A 14,459-nucleotide genomic window follows, 5' to 3' on the forward strand; every position below is an offset into this window, starting at 1 on the left:
GTGTCGGGCGGGCATGCCGAGAACGCGCTGCCGCAGCGCGCGACCGCGAACATCAATTGCCGGATCTTCCCCGGCGTCGCGCCAAAGGCCGTGATGGAGGTACTACGCACCGCCGCCGCCGATCCCGCGGTCGCCTTTACCGACGTCACCGAAGGCTCGGTCGCGAACGACGCCTCGCCGATGCGGCCAGACTTCGTGAAGGCGGTCGAGCGCGCGATGGGCAAGGCTTATCCCGGCGTCCCGGTGTTCCCGAGCATGGCCGCGGGTGCCAGCGACTCGATGTGGTTCCGCTATCACCACGTCCCGAGCTATGGCGCGAGCCCGGTGTTCATGAAGGAGTCGGACGATTTCAGCCACGGCCTGAACGAGCGCACGCCGATCGCGTCGATCGCGCCGTCGATCGTCTACTATCGCTCGCTGCTGACCGATCTAGCGCGGTAGGCGCGGACTGGGCGACGCCACCCGACTTACTTGTGCTCCCGCGAAGGCGGGAGCCCAGTACTGGGTCCCCGCCTTCGCGGGGACACACGGGCTAATCGTCAGACGTGGATGAACACCGATCAAGACCGGGGTGACGGAGCCTAGGATCAACGACGTGAGGCTGCTCAACCACCAAGCAGATGCGCCACGTGCCGCGAGGCCACCGTGCGCGCCTCCTCTGCGGTGAAGCCGGTCGGCGAGAGGCACAGCTCCAGCCACAGCCCGTCGACCAGCGCCGCGATCGATAGCGCGGTAAGCCGCAGCTCGCCCGCGGGAACGCCGCATGCGGTCAGCAGCGTCTCCAGCTCCGACCGATACGCCGCATAGGAACGGTCGTGCTCGGTCGCGACGGCGGCGTTGCTGCGGGTCAGGCTCCATAGCGCGGTCCAGGTCGCGAGCAGGCTGGGGTCCGCGATCGGTGGCGCGAAGCTGGCGGCGACATACGCCTCCAGCCTTGCCCGCGGATCGTCACCCGCCGCCGCCGTCGCAGCTCTCAGCGCCGCCGCCACCCGCTCACCGACATCGGCATAGGTGCGCGCGACCAGGGCATCGACGCTCGCGAAATGATGCGTGACCAGCCCCGGCGACACCCCCGCCGCCGCCGCGATCGCACGGACCGACGCCCCGGCAGCACCGTCGCGCGCCAGAACGCGCGCGGTCGCCTCGATCAGGCTGGCACGACGGGCTTCGGTCTCGACGCGTTCGAACTTGCGCATCGCCGAACGCTATTATACGAATGTGCAACAAGCAACCGGGGGGACGTCATGGCGCAGCGCTATCTGGATCTCGCGCAGGCCGATCCCGACGCCGACTGGAGCCTGCCCGCCTGGCTCTACACCGATCCGGAATATCACGCGGTCGAGCTCGACCGCGTCCTCCGCCCCTCCTGGCAGATCGTGTGCCATGCCGGCGAACTCGCCGAACCCGGCGACTGGCGCACGATCGAATATCTCGGCGAGAGCATCGTCGTGGTGCGCGGCGATGACGGCGTCGTGCGCGCCTTCCACAACGTCTGTCGCCACCGCGCGATGCGGCTGGTCGAGGGCGCCGCCGGCTGCACCCGCAAGCTCGTCTGCCCCTACCATGCCTGGACCTACGAACTCGACGGCCGCTTGAGCGGCGTACCGATGCGGCGCGATTACCCGGCGCTGGACCTGGCCGCCACGGGGCTGGTGCCGGTCGAGGTCGATAGCTGGCGCGGCTTCGTCTTCGTGCGGCTGGCCGACGACGGGGGGCCGTCGGTCGCCGAGATGTTCGCGCCCTACGATCACGAGGTCGCGCCCTACCGCTTCGAGGACGTACGGCCGCTCGCCCCGATCCGCACGCGCGAACGACAGGTGAACTGGAAGAATGTCGGCGACAATTATTCCGACAATCTGCACATCCCGGTCGCGCATGACGGCCTTTCGCGGCTGTTCGGGCGCAGCTATGCGATCGAGGCGCAGCCCTATGTCGACAAGATGTCGGGCTATCTGGCCGAGCGCGCCTCGACCGATTTCTGGGAGCGCTTCTACCAGACGCATCTCCCGGTCGCGGATCATCTGCCCACCGCCAACCAGCGGCTGTGGCTATATTTCAAGCTGTGGCCGAACATGGCGTTCGACATCTATGCCGACCAGATCGACTTCATGCAGTGGCTGCCGCTGACGCCGACGACGTCGCTCCTGCGCGAGATGAGCTTCGCGCTGCCGGACGACCGCCGCGAGATGAAGCTCGCGCGCTATGCCAACTGGCGCATCAACCGCGTCGTCAACGCAGAGGACACCCGCCTGATCGAACGCGTCCAGCAGGGCATGGCCTCGCGCAGCTACACCGCCGGGCCGATCGGCCGCAGCGAAGTGTGCCTGCGCAGCTTCGCAGCCAAGATCCGTGACCGCGTTCCCGAGGCGCGACTCCACCGCCCGCCCCCGCCGGGGTGGAGCCGTGCGCCACGCAGCGTCAGGGCATCGGCATGACCGCGCGCTACGATGCGATCGTGATCGGCGGCGGGCATAACGGCCTGGTCTGCGCCTTCTATCTCGCGCGCGCCGGGCTGAAGGTCCGCGTGCTCGAGCGCCGCCACGTGGTGGGCGGCGCGGCGGTTACCGAGGAGTTCCACCCCGGCTTCCGCAACTCCACCGCGAGCTACACCGTCAGCCTGCTCCGGCCGAAGGTGATCGCGGACATGAAGCTGCACGACCGCGGCTTCCGGATCATCGAACGGACGATCTCGAACTTCTTCCCGTTCGATAACGACTATCTGAAGCTCGGCGGCGGCACTGCCCGCACCCAGGCCGAGTTCGCGCGCTTCTCGCAAAAGGTGCCGACGCGTTCCCCGCGTATGAAGCCGCGCTGGAAAAGGTCGCGCAGGTCCTTCGCGATCTCGCGCTGAAGGCGCCGCCGAATGTCGGCAGCGGGCTGCCCGCGCTATTCGCCGCTGGGCGGCAGGGCTGGCCGCTGTCGCGCATGAGCATCGAGGCGCAGCGCGACCTGCTCGACGTCTTTACCAAATCCGCCCGCGACTTCCTCGACGGCTGGTACGAGAACGATCACGTGAAATCGGCCTTCGCGTTCGACGCGGTGGTCGGCAACTATGCGGGCGTCTCCACCCATGGCAGCGCCTATGTCCTGCTCCACCACGTCTTCGGCGAGGTGAACGGCAAGTTCGGCGCCTGGGGCCATTCGGTCGGCGGCATGGGCGCGATCACCCAGGCAATGGCTGCGGCGTGCATCGACGAGGGCGTCGAGATCAGCCTCGATTCACCGGTCGACAAGCTGCTGGTGGACGGCGGCAAGGCGAGCGGCGTCCGCCTCGCAAGCGGCGAGGAGATCGTCGCGCCGATCGTCGCGGCCAATGTCGGCCCGGCGATGCTCTATCGCGAAATGGTCGACCCGTCCGACCTTCCCGACGACTTCCGTCGCCGCATCAAGGGCTTCAAGACCGGCTCGGGCACTTTCCGGATGAACGTCGCGCTCAGCGAGCTTCCGGATTTCAGCGTGCTGCGCGGCCGCGACAAGGCCGAGCACCACACCGCCGGCATCATCATCGCGCCGAGCATGAACTACATGGACCAGGCGTTCGACGATGCGCGCCAGTTCGGCTGGTCGAAGAAACCGATCGTCGAGATGAAGCTGCCGACCTCGGTCGACGACAGCCTCGCCCCGCCGGGCATGCACATCGCCAGCCTGTTCTGCCAGCAGTTCGCGCCCGATCTGCCCCCCGGCCCCGATGGCAAGCCGCGGACCTGGGACGATTGTCGCGAGGAAGCCGCCGACCTGATCATCGACACGGTCACCGAACACGCGCCCAACTTCAAGGGTTCGATCATCGCGCGGCAGATCCACTCGCCGCTCGATCTCGAACGCAAGTTCGGGCTGATCGGGGGCGACATCTTCCACGGCCAGATGGGGCTAGACCAGCTCTGGGCGGCGCGGCCGGTGCTGGGCCATGGCGATTACCGCGCGCCGATCCAGGGGCTCTACATGTGCGGATCGGGCACCCACCCCGGCGGCGGGGTGACCGGCGCGCCCGGCCATAATGCCGCGCACGCGATCCTTGCCGACCGCAGCGTCATCGGCCGCTTTCTGCGCCGCGCCTGACCAGCAGGTAGACCGGGGCGCCCGCGACAAGCATCGCGAGCGCCCACCGGTTGGCCTCGCCGCCTAGTCCCCAGGAAAGCCACGCCACGAACGCGGCGGCAATGCCCGCGACGATTGTCAGCGGCCGATCGTCCGGCAGCAGCCGGATCGCCGCCAGCGCGCTCGCGAAATAGGCGAGCATGCCCGCGGCGAGCGATACCGAGGCGATGAACTGGAACAGATCGCCCATGCCGCGCGCATAATTGAGCAGCGTCACGATCGTGACCAGCACGCCCGACACCAGATGCGCGCGCACCGGCGTGCCGTTGCGACCGACCTTGCCGAACCACGCGGGGAACACCCCGCCCCGCCCCATCGCGCCGCAGACCTCGCCCTGCAGCAGGATGAACCCGTTGAGCGTCCCGAACGCGCTCACCGCGGCGAACAGCGCCACCACCGCAGCGGTCCCGCTCCCCAACCTGGTGTCGAGGAACGCCGCCACCGGCGCCGGCGACGCCGCGACATCCGCGGTCGGCATCAGCGTCGTGATCGCGGCGGTCACCGCGAGATAGACCGCGCCCGCCAGCACAGTGCCGATCAGCGTCGCGCGTGGCACCACCCGCCGGGCATCCGCGACCTTGTCGGCGGGCACCGTCGCGGATTCGACGCCGAGGAACCCCCAGAAGGTCAGCGCCGCCGCCCCCGCGATCGCGCCCGGCGTGATCGCCACAGGAGATGCCGCGACCCGCGCCTCGCCGCCGCCGAGCAACCAGGCGGCCAGCAGGATCACGCCGACCAGCGGGATCAGCTTCAGCAGCGTCGTCACCAGTTGCACCTGCCCGACCAGCACGACGCCCCTGATGTTTACCAAGACCAGCAACCAGATCAGCGCCAGGGCGGCGAGTGCTGCATGCGTCGCCAGAGACGGCACGATCAGGCTCAGCGCGCTCACCACCGCCACCGCCACGGCGGCGTTCCCCGCCCAGATCAGCGTCCAATAACTCCACGCGGTCGCGAACCCTGCCGCCGGTCCGAAAGCGGCCTGCGCAAAGGCATAAGGTCCGCCCGCAACGGGCATCGCCGCACCCAGCCGCGCGAAGACGAAGGCGAGGCACAGTGCCCCCGCGATCGTCGCACCCCAGCCCAGCATCGCATTCGCGCCGAGCGGCGCCAGCGTCGCGGGCAACAGGTAGATCCCCGATCCGACCATATTGCCGACCACCAGCGCCAATACCGGCCAGAAGCCCAGCGGCTTGGCCGCGCGATCGGTCGTGCTCGTCATGTCCCGCCGACGTACATCTTGATCGGCCGCGCGCCACATGGTTTCTGCGCGGCAGATGGCATCTTCCCCTTCGATCCCCCGCTGGCCGATCGGCCTCGTCGATGCCGCGCTGGCGCTCCACGACAATCGGCTGGAGATCGCCGAGCCGCTGCTTCGGCAGCATCTGAAGCGCGACCCCTTCGATGCCCGCGCGATCAGGATGCTTGCCGAACTCGCCGGGCGGCTGGGGCGATACAAGGATTCGGAAACCCTGCTGCGCCGCGCCCTGGAACTCGCGCCCGGCTTCACCGCAGCCCGCGCGAACCTCGCGATCGTGCTCTATCGGCTCAACCGGCCGGTGGATGCGCTCGAGGAACTCGACCGCCTGCTTGTCGAGGAGCCCGATCATCCCGGCCATGCCAATCTGAAGGCAGCGGCGCTCGGCCGGCTGGGCGGGTTCGAGGCCGCGATCACGCTCTACGAAGGCGTGCTAGATCGCGCGCCGGACCAGCCCAAGGTCTGGATGAGCTACGGCCACATGCTCAAGACCGTGGGCCGGCAGGCGGACGGGGTCGCCGCGTATCGCCGCGCGCTCGGGCTCCGCCCCGATCTCGGCGAAGCATGGTGGAGCCTCGCCAACCTGAAGACGGTGCGCTTCGACGATGCCGACATCGCGGCGATGCAAGCCGCCCTCACCCGCGAAGACCTGACCGACGAAGACCGCTTCCACCTCGATTTCGCGCTCGGCAAGGCGTGGGAGGACCGCCGCGAAACCGATCGCGCCTTCGATCACTACGTCGCCAGCAACGCGCTGCGCCGGACCAAGATCGTCTACGACGCGGACGAGACCGAACGCTTCGTCGACGACTTGGTCGCGCTCGCCACCCCCGCCTTCTTCGCGGAGCGTACCGGCTGGGGCTGCGCATCGACCGACCCGATCTTCGTGCTCGGCATGCCCCGCGCCGGATCGACGCTCGTCGAACAGATCCTCGCCAGCCACAGTCAGGTGGAGGGCACGACCGAACTCCCCGATCTGCCCGCGGTGGCGCGGCAGGTGACCGACTATCCTGCCGGTCTCACGAGCATAACCGCCGAACAGGCACGCAGCATGGGCGAGGAATATCTGCGCCGCGCCGCCGTACAGCGCCGCACCGATCGCCCCTTCTTCGTCGACAAGCTGCCCAACAACTGGGCGCATGTCGCGCTGATCCGGCTGATCCTGCCCAATGCGACGGTGATCGACGCCCGGCGCGAGCCGCGGGCCTGCTGCTTCTCCAACTTCAAACAGCATTTCGCGCGCGGACAGGCGTTCAGCTACTCGCTAGCCGACATGGGGCGCTATTATCGCGATTACGTCCGGTTGATGGCGCACATGGACGCCGCGCAGCCCGGGCGCATCCACCGCGTCATCCACGAACGGCTGGTCGAGGATGTCGACGGCGAGGTGCGCCGCCTGCTCGCCGCCAACACCCTCGCCTTCGAACCCGCCTGCCTAACCCCGCACGAGACCGACCGCGCGGTTCGCACCGCCAGCTCCGAACAGGTGCGCCAGCCAATCTTCCGCACCGGGAACGACGCCTGGCGCCCTTATGCCGACCGGCTGGGCGAGCTGGAGCAGGCGCTGGGCGACACGATCACCGCCTACCCGGACGCGCCCGTTTTTGGCTGATGTGACAATTGCGCCACGACGGTTAACGAAGTTACGATCCGCTCCAGCGCAGATTGACCTTTATTGCGCCACGACCCAGCATCGCGACCGATAACAGGCCGATCGGGGGATCACATGGTCATGACGTTCAGCCGCCGTTTCGCTGCGGTACTCCTCGCCTCTGCCGCGGTTGCGGTGACGCCCGCCTGGGCGCAGGACGCGACCACCAGCAACCCGCCCACCGACGACACCGCGCGCCCCGACACGCAGGACGACATCGTCGTCACCGCGCAGAAGCGCGATGAGAATATCCAGGACGTGCCGATCAGCATCCAGGCGATCGGCACCCGGCGGCTCGATCAGCTCAACATCACGAACTTTAACGAATATACCCAGCTGCTCCCCTCGGTCGCGTTCCAGACCGCGCAGCCCGGCGTCACCACCGTCTACATGCGCGGCGTCGCGTCGGGCGGCGACGGCAACCATTCGGGTTCGCTGCCCTCGGTCGGCACCTATCTCGACGAACAACCGGTGACGACGATCGGCGGCACGCTCGACGTCCACATCTACGACATCGCTCGGATCGAGAGCCTATCGGGGCCGCAAGGCACGCTATACGGCGCGTCCAGCCAGGCCGGAACGATCCGCATCATCACCAACAAGCCCGACACCTCGGGCTTCTACGGCCGCGTCGACGGCGAGCTCAACACGATTACCGACGGCGGCATGGGCGGTCGGCTGGACGGCATGATCAACATGCCGCTGTCCTCCGCCGCGGCGCTGCGCGTGGTCGGCTTCTATCAGCGCGACGGCGGCTATATCGACAATGTGCCGGGCAGCCGCAGCTTCATCGGCGGGCTCACCGTCGACAACGACGAGTTCGTCGAAAAGAACTACAACGATACCGAGACCTGGGGCGGCCGCGCCGCGCTGAAGATCGATCTCGACGACAGCTGGACCGTCACGCCGACCGTCCTCTACCAGGAACTGCGCAGCCACGGCAGCTATGGCTTCGACCCGAAGGTCGGCGACCTCGACGTCCAGCGCTTCTATCCTGAGTACCGCCGTGACCGCTTCGTCCAGGCGGCGATGACGATCGAGGGCAAGGTCGGCAATTGGGACGTGACCTATGCCGGCGCCTATCTCGACCGGCGGACCGCCTCGTCGTCCGACTATACCGATTACTCCGAAGCCTATGACTCGCTCTATTCATCGGTCGGCGGGCTGGCCGGCTATTTCTATTATCAGGACAATGCCGGCAACACGATCGACCCGCGCCAGAACGTCCTCGCCACCGATCACTTCCGCAAGCTGAGCCAGGAACTGCGCGTCGCGTCGCCCGCCGAAGATCGCTTCCGGATCGTCGCCGGTGCCTTCTACCAGCGGCAGAGCAACCTCATCCACCAGGACTATACGATCCCGAACCTCGGCGCACAGGTGTCGGTAAACGGCTCGCCGGGCACGCTGTGGCTGACCCAGCAGAAGCGCGTCGACAAGGATTATGCGGTCTTCGGCGAGGCGAGCTTCGACCTGCTACCGAACCTCACGTTCACGGGCGGCGGGCGCGCGTACATCTACGATAATTCACTGATCGGGTTCTTCGGCTTCGGCCGCAATCCCGGCGTCGATCCCGATGACGGGCGCCCGTACACCGCCTTCCCGTTCAACGCCGCGGGATCGTCGCGCACCGGGGTCGCCGGTTGCTACCTCCAGAACGGCCAGGTGTTCCGCGACGCCTATCTCGACGGCGGCAACACCGATCAGTTCCTGCCGGCGGCGGTGAAGGGCAGTTTCTGCACCAACCTCGCGACGCTCGCGAGCGGCAAGCTCTACCCCAAGAAGACCGAGGGCCAGGGCGCGACCTACCGCTTCAACCTGACGTGGAAGCCGACCGACGACATCCTGCTCTACGGCACCTGGTCGCGCGGCTTCCGCCCGGGCGGCATCAACCGCCGCGGCGACGTCACCGACTACGGCGCCGATTTTCTCACCAATTACGAGGCGGGGTGGAAGACGACGCTGGCGGGCGGCCTGCTGCGCTGGAACGGTGCGGTTTATCAGCAGAACTGGAACAAGTTCCAATTCGCCTTCCTTGGCGAGAACAGCTTCACCGTCATCCAGAACGGCCCCAATGCGCGCATCCGCGGCATCGAAAGCGACATCAACCTCAGCACCGGCCCGCTGACGCTGACCGCCTCGGGCGCCTATACCGACGCGGTCACCCGACAGGATCTCTGCCTGGAGGCGCGCGCCAACTATGTCTGCGACGGCACGATCGCGAGCGGAGCACCCAACATCGTGTCGGCACCCGCGGGCACGAGGTTGCCGATAACGCCGCGCTTCAAGATCAGCGGCACCGCGCGCTACACCGTACCGCTCGGCGCCGGCACCCGCGGCTATCTCCAAGGGCTCGTCGCGCACCAGAGTTCGGCCGCGTCCGACATCCGCAGGGCGGTCTATTCGGCAGGCACCGGCGAAGTGGTCGATCCGGCCGCGGCACTGGGACGTTTGCGCAGCTTCACCACCGGCAACGTGGCAGTCGGTGCGGAGACCGGCAACTTCACCTTCGAGCTGTTCGCGCAGAACGTCTGGAACGAACGCGCCGAGATCACCCGCTTCCAGCAATGCGGCTCCTGCTATCAGCGGCCCTACATCGTGCCGGTCACCCCGCGCACGATCGGGGTTCGGGCGGGCGCGAAGTTCTAGGTGAGCTGCTGACGTGGCGATGAACACTGCGGGCCCGGACCGCGCGCAGGCCGAACGCAAGATCTTCGGACGCATGCCCGACGGGCGCCCCGTGCCTGCGGTTACGCTTACCAACCGACGCGGGATCTCGGCCACCGTGATCGCACTGGGTGCGTCGCTCCAGGCGCTGATCATGCCCGACAAGCAGGGCGAGCGCGCCGATGTTCAGCTCGGCTACGACACGATCGACGGTTACCTGACCAAGCCGGAGTTCTTCGGTGCCACGGTCGGGCGCATCGCGAACCGGATCGCGAACGGCCGCTTCACCCTCGACGGCCGCGTCTATCAGCTGCCGGTAAACGACGGCCCCAATTCGCTCCACGGCGGCACGTCAGGTTTCGACCAGGCGCTGTGGGAGATCACCGAGGTCGCCGATGGCCCCGCCGCGTCGGCGACGCTTCGCCACGTCAGCCCCGACGGCGACATGGGCTATCCCGGCACGCTGACGACCCTTGCCACCTATTCGCTCGATCAGGACGACCGGCTGACGATCGACTATCGAGCGACGACCGACCGCACGACCGTCGTCAACATCTCCAACCACGCCTATTGGAACCTGGCCGGGGTCGGCTCACCCCGCGGCGCGATGGGTCACATGGTGACGATCCCCGCGAAGTGCTTCACACCGACCGACGCGACGCTGATCCCGATCGGGGAGCATGTCGACGTCGCCGGCACCGCCTTCGACTTTCGCGAGCCGACCGCGATCGGCGACCGGGTGCGCGATGCGGGCGATCCGCAGATCGCTCACGGCCGCGGCTATGATCACAATTGGGTCATTGGCGAAGCGGTCACTGCGACCCAGCACATGATGGCGCGCGTGGTCGAGCCGGTGTCGGGCCGCGGGTTCGAACTGTGGTCGAACCAGCCCGGACTGCAATTCTATTCGGGCAATTTCTTCGACGGCACGATCGTCGGCAAGGGCGGCCATCTGTACCGGATGGGCGACGCTTTCGTCATGGAGCCGCAATTGTTCCCGACGCACCGAACCAGCTGGGCTTCCCGTCGGCGCGGCTCAATCCCGGCGAAGAATACCGCAACACCATGGTCTACAAGCTGTTCACAGAACGCTGACCGGCCAGGTCAGCAACTGAGCGCCGCGGTGGGGCACCCCCGTCGGGGCGCCCCGTTGCCACTTACGCCTTCGGCGCGGTCAAATGCGCGCTCAGATACTTGTTCATCTCGAACATGCTCGCCGACTTCTTGCCGAAGATCTTCTCCAGCTTGTCGTCGGCATTGATCTGGCGCCGATCCTTGGCGTCCTGAAGGTCGTTCTTCTTGATGTATTCCCAGACCTTCTTAACGACCTCGCTACGCGGCAGGTCGGCCTTGCCGACGATCCCGGCCAGGTCTTCCGAAGGGGTCACCGGCGCGGTGATGCCGCCGCGCGCGCCGCCTGCGGGCTTGCCGGTCGCCTTGACCTTCTTCTCTGCAGCCTTGGTCTCGTCCTTGCCGCGCGTTTCTGCCGACCGTGCCATTCTGATCTCCCTATTACTTGCTCGATTCACGACGAGCACGGCAGCTATAACGCGGCATTCCGCGATTTGTCGCCGGTGAACCACCGCCGCGCACGATTAGTTCGTTCGCGCAATCATCTCGCGGCGCGCGGCGCGCCCTTTCGCGACGTGGTTTCCCGCTGCTAGACATCCCTACACGCCATCCCGCCGTTACGGAGAATCCATGCGCCTGACCATCGCCACCGCGCTCCTGCTGCTTGCCGCCCCCACCGCGTCGCTCTCCGCCCAGGCTCCTTCCCCCGCCGCGCCCCTGCCGGGTGATGGACCCGAAGATGCGCGACTGAAGCAGCTGTTCCAGGACAGCGACGAGCGCGGCCTGAAGCTCGATCCGATGGGCGCGATCTACCGCGGCGACCTGCGCTATGCCGATCGGTTCGGCGACTATCTCAGCGACGCGCGCGACGAGCAGCAGCGCCGCGATCTCGAGGGCGATCTTGCGGCGTTGGCGGCGATCGACCGCGCCAAGCTGACCCCGATCGATCGGGTCGCCTACGACGTGTTCCGCAACGAACAGCAGACCGCGCTACGCGGGTTCGCGCCCGCCAACCTCAAGATCCGCCGTGCGATGCCGATCGATCACATGAACGGCATCCAGACCGGTTACCCCGATTTCGCATCGGGCAAGGGCGCAGCACCGTTCAAGACCGTCGCCGATTATCGCAACAACCTCACCCGCAACGCCGGCTATGCCGCGTTATACGACCGGGTCATCGCGCGTTTCCGTGACGGCATGGCGCAAGGCATCGTCCTGCCGAAGCTGACCGTGCGCAACATGATCGAACAATTCGACAATCTGATCGCGGAGGGCGTCGAGGGATCGACCTTCTACCAGCCAGTGACCAAGTTTCCGGCGACCGTCCCGGCCGGTGAGCAGGCACAGCTGAAAGCCGCCTATGCCGCGCAGATCCGCGACGTCATCATGCCCGCGCATCGCAAGATCCGCGCCTTCCTCGCGACCGAATACCTGCCCAAGGCACGGGAGTCCGTCGGACTGTCGGCGATGCCCGGCGGCACGGATTATTACGCCTATCGCATCGAGAGCAACACCACGCTGCCGCTGAAGGCCGAAGAGGTCCACCAGCTCGGCCTCAGCGAGGTCGCGCGCATTTTGCGCGAGATGGAGGCGCAGAAGGCCGCCGCGACGTTCACCGGTACGCTGCCCGACTTCTTCCAGTTCCTGCGCACCGACACCCGCTTCCAGCCGAAGACGGCGGAGGAGGTTCGGCTCGGATACGAGGCGATCGGGCGCCGCGTCGACATGCGGATCCGCGAACAATTCTCGCTGATCCCCAAGACCAGGCTCGAGATCCGCCCCGTTCCGGACTTTCGCGCCAAATCGGCTGCGGCAGGGTCGTACGATGCCGGCACGCCCGACGGCAGCCGCCCCGGCGTGTTCTACTACAACGCCTACGACCTGCCGAACCGCTACCTCTGGGGTATGGAGACGCTGTACCTGCACGAGGCGGTGCCAGGACATCATTTCCAGGTAAGCCTTGCTCAGGAGAATACCGCGCTGCCGGCGTTCATCCGCTTCGGCGGCAACACCGCCTATGTCGAGGGTTGGGCGCTCTACACTGAAAGCCTGTACCGCGAGCTCGGCGTAGAGAGCGATCCCTACCAGCGGATGGGCGGGCTGAACGACGAGATGCTTCGCGCGATGCGGCTGGTCGTCGACACCGGCCTGCACGCCAAGGGGTGGAGCCGCGAGCGCGCGATCGACTACATGCTCACCAACTCACCGATGCCGAAGTCCGACGCCACCGCGGAGGTCGAACGCTACATCGCGATGCCGGGCCAGGCGCTCGCCTACAAGATCGGGCAGCTGACGATCCTACGGCTGAAGGCGCAGGCGAAGGCGGCGCTCGGCACCCGCTTCGATCCGCGCGCGTTCCATGCCGCGGTGCTCGACGCCGGCGCGATGCCGATGCCGGTACTCGAACGCAAGATCGCGGATTGGATCGCCGGCCAACCGCGTGGGTGATCGCGGCGCCGGATTAGGAGAGAGACGATGTTGCTCATGATGCTGGCGGCGCAGGCCGTGGGTGCGACCGCGACGCTCGGCGCGACTGATCACCGCGTCGACACGCCGATCGCGGCGCCGGCCGGCAAGCCGACCTTCGTCGACGACTTCGACGGTACGCGGGTCGACACCGGCAAATGGCGGTTCGACACGTCGCGCAATGCCGAGGGCTGGTACAATAACGAGCGCCAATATTACGGTCCCGACAACGCGACGGTCGCCGGCGGTTCGCTGGTGATCGAGGCGCGCGCGGAGAAGCTCTCCAAGGCGCGCGTCCCCGACTATGGCGGGCAGGCCTATACCGCCGCAAAGCTCGTCAGCCGGGCCTCGTTCGGTTACGGCTTCTACGAAGTCCGCGCGAAGCTGCCCTGCGGCCGCGGCACCTGGCCAGCGATCTGGATGCTCCCGTCGAGCGGCCCATGGCCGGCGGCGGGAGAGATCGACATCATGGAGATGGTCGGCTGGGATCCCAACGTGGCCCATGCGACGCTCCACACCGAAGCGTTCAATCACGCCAGGAAGACCCAGCGCGGCGCGCAGCTTACCGTCGCCACCGCCTGTACCGACTTCCACCGCTACCAGCTCGATTGGCGACCCGATGCGATCCTGATCGGCATTGACGACCGCGCCTATATGCGCGTCGCCAACGACCAACCCGGCGGCGCGGCGGCATGGCCGTTCACGCGTCCCTACCAGATGATCCTCAACGTCGCGGTCGGCGGCGACTGGGGTGGCGCCAAGGGGATCGATGATGCCGCCCTGCCCCAGCAGATGACGGTCGATTATGTTCGCTTCTGGTCGAGCGGCGGGGACAAGTAATGACGACCTTCATGTTCGCGACCGGCATCGAGAACAGCGTGCCGATGATCAACGGCGGCCGCACCCGCGTCGACGAGATGGAAAGCTGCGGCCACTACAAGCATTGGCGACGCGATTTCGAGCTGGTCGAGGAGATGGGGATCGGCTTCCTCCGCTACGGCCCGCCGATCCACAAGACCTGGCTCGGCGACGGCAACTATGACTGGGAATTCGCCGATCTGAGCTTTGCGGAGCTACGCCGCCGCAACCTCGTGCCGATCGTCGATCTCTGCCATTTCGGCATTCCCGAATGGCTCGGCAACTTCCAAAACCCCGATTTCGCCGAGCGGTTCTGCACCTATGCGCGTGCCTTCGCGGAACGCTTTCCCTGGGTGCAGATCTACACGCCGGTCAACGAGATGTTCATCTGCG

Annotated in this window: 10 protein-coding genes and 2 pseudogenes; 9 read left to right on the forward strand and 3 right to left on the reverse strand. The window is 67.0% G+C overall.

What is annotated here, in order from left to right; genetic code table 11:
• Positions 1 to 441, forward strand: a 441-nt coding sequence (locus ACFE77_RS14125; protein WP_375422287.1) for a M20/M25/M40 family metallo-hydrolase, incomplete at its 5' end; no start/stop codon positions are given.
• A gap of 164 nt (positions 442 to 605) precedes the next feature.
• Here ACFE77_RS14125 and ACFE77_RS14130 read toward each other — a convergent pair.
• Positions 606 to 1,196, reverse strand: coding sequence for a TetR/AcrR family transcriptional regulator (locus ACFE77_RS14130; RefSeq protein WP_375422288.1), 591 nt, complete (start codon positions 1,194 to 1,196; stop codon positions 606 to 608).
• Between the two features lie 48 nt (positions 1,197 to 1,244).
• Here ACFE77_RS14130 and ACFE77_RS14135 point away from each other — a divergent pair, with 48 nt between their 5' ends.
• Positions 1,245 to 2,435, forward strand: coding sequence for an aromatic ring-hydroxylating dioxygenase subunit alpha (locus ACFE77_RS14135; protein ID WP_375422289.1), 1,191 nt, complete (start codon positions 1,245 to 1,247; stop codon positions 2,433 to 2,435).
• Positions 2,432 to 4,059 (forward strand): annotated as a pseudogene (locus ACFE77_RS14140) (phytoene desaturase family protein). Before ACFE77_RS14135 ends, ACFE77_RS14140 begins: the two are co-directional and overlap by 4 nt.
• On the opposite strand, the gene ACFE77_RS14145 reads toward ACFE77_RS14140, so the two are convergent.
• A complete protein-coding gene (locus tag ACFE77_RS14145; RefSeq protein WP_375422290.1) occupies positions 4,031 to 5,320 on the reverse strand; it encodes an amino acid permease in 1,290 nt (429 codons plus the stop codon). The pseudogene ACFE77_RS14140 and the gene ACFE77_RS14145 sit on opposite strands and share 29 nt — an antisense overlap.
• Positions 5,321 to 5,375: 55 nt before the next feature.
• Between ACFE77_RS14145 and ACFE77_RS14150 the strand changes: the two genes are divergently transcribed.
• The 3 genes and pseudogenes from ACFE77_RS14150 to ACFE77_RS14160 all read left to right on the forward strand — a co-directional run bounded on the left by ACFE77_RS14150 (position 5,376) and on the right by ACFE77_RS14160 (position 10,766).
• A complete protein-coding gene (locus tag ACFE77_RS14150) occupies positions 5,376 to 6,968 on the forward strand; it encodes a sulfotransferase (protein ID WP_375422291.1) in 1,593 nt (530 codons plus the stop codon).
• A 120-nt stretch (positions 6,969 to 7,088) separates the two neighbouring features.
• Positions 7,089 to 9,653, forward strand: a complete 2,565-nt coding sequence (locus tag ACFE77_RS14155) for a TonB-dependent receptor (protein WP_375422292.1) — start codon at positions 7,089 to 7,091, stop codon at positions 9,651 to 9,653.
• A 19-nt stretch (positions 9,654 to 9,672) separates the two neighbouring features.
• Positions 9,673 to 10,766, forward strand: a pseudogene (locus ACFE77_RS14160) (aldose epimerase family protein).
• 62 nt (positions 10,767 to 10,828) lie between these two features.
• On the opposite strand, the gene ACFE77_RS14165 reads toward ACFE77_RS14160, so the two are convergent.
• A complete protein-coding gene (locus tag ACFE77_RS14165; RefSeq protein WP_375422293.1) occupies positions 10,829 to 11,170 on the reverse strand; it encodes an SWIB/MDM2 domain-containing protein in 342 nt (113 codons plus the stop codon).
• Positions 11,171 to 11,372: 202 nt separating this feature from the next.
• On the opposite strand from ACFE77_RS14165, the gene ACFE77_RS14170 reads away from it, so the two are divergent.
• The 3 genes from ACFE77_RS14170 to ACFE77_RS14180 form a co-directional block, all read left to right on the forward strand.
• Positions 11,373 to 13,190 carry a DUF885 family protein gene (locus tag ACFE77_RS14170; RefSeq protein WP_375422294.1) on the forward strand — a complete coding sequence of 606 codons (1,818 nt, stop codon included), beginning with the start codon at positions 11,373 to 11,375 and terminating at the stop codon, positions 13,188 to 13,190.
• A gap of 27 nt (positions 13,191 to 13,217) precedes the next feature.
• Positions 13,218 to 14,048, forward strand: coding sequence for a family 16 glycosylhydrolase (locus ACFE77_RS14175; RefSeq protein ID WP_375422295.1), 831 nt, complete (start codon positions 13,218 to 13,220; stop codon positions 14,046 to 14,048).
• A partial coding sequence (locus ACFE77_RS14180; protein WP_375422296.1) for a family 1 glycosylhydrolase occupies positions 14,048 to 14,459 on the forward strand: 412 nt, incomplete at its 3' end. The genes ACFE77_RS14175 and ACFE77_RS14180, both read left to right, overlap by 1 nt.

It is taken from the genome of uncultured Sphingomonas sp. (assembly GCF_964243315.1).
Lineage (GTDB): Bacteria > Pseudomonadota > Alphaproteobacteria > Sphingomonadales > Sphingomonadaceae > Sphingomonas.